The 514-nt window shown below is 49.0% G+C and carries 1 protein-coding gene; it reads right to left on the reverse strand.

The features are described from left to right. On the reverse strand, window positions 1-466 hold a 466-nt coding region (locus tag IE258_RS41005; protein ID WP_229892805.1), incomplete at its 3' end, for a phage minor capsid protein. Window positions 467-514: the final 48 nt, after the last annotated feature.

The following is a 514-nucleotide window of genomic DNA, read 5'->3' on the forward strand; positions in this document are numbered from 1 at the left end:
TGTCTGCGGTTTGGATGTCTTTGTATGGATTGTTTACCCCATCACCGCTTCCGAAGGAATGACGGCAGTTCCATCCACATAACCCTTCACCTGTTCCGTATCCAGTCTGGGAAAATGGAGGAAAGCGCTTATCCTTTCCAGTCCTGCTGTAAAACTGCCCTTGCCACCATAAATGATTTCCTGGATTCTGCCCTCCATCCCCGGTTCTGGCCCCGATGTGCGCCGACACCAGTATGATATCCCAATCCATTTCTTCCATACGGTTAATAGAGATATCTCCCGTGGCCTGGGCTACTCCGGTGCGTACTGCGCGCGCTGTGGCAGTTTCTATGGTATCTTTGTGGCCCGAAGGATAGTGTACTATCACTCCGCCCGATACCACATTATTAACTGCTTCTTTGACAGCCTGTGTGTACGATACAGCCCCAGAAGATACAAGGTGGTATGCATTATCACATTCGTTTATAAAAAGCCTTTGTGCAGCTTCTGCTGTGGTCCTAGTATAGTTTTCCCA

Origin of the sequence: Streptomyces tendae, assembly GCF_014650435.1 — a bacterium.
In the GTDB taxonomy this organism is placed as follows: Bacteria; Actinomycetota; Actinomycetes; order Streptomycetales; family Streptomycetaceae; genus Streptomyces; species Streptomyces tendae.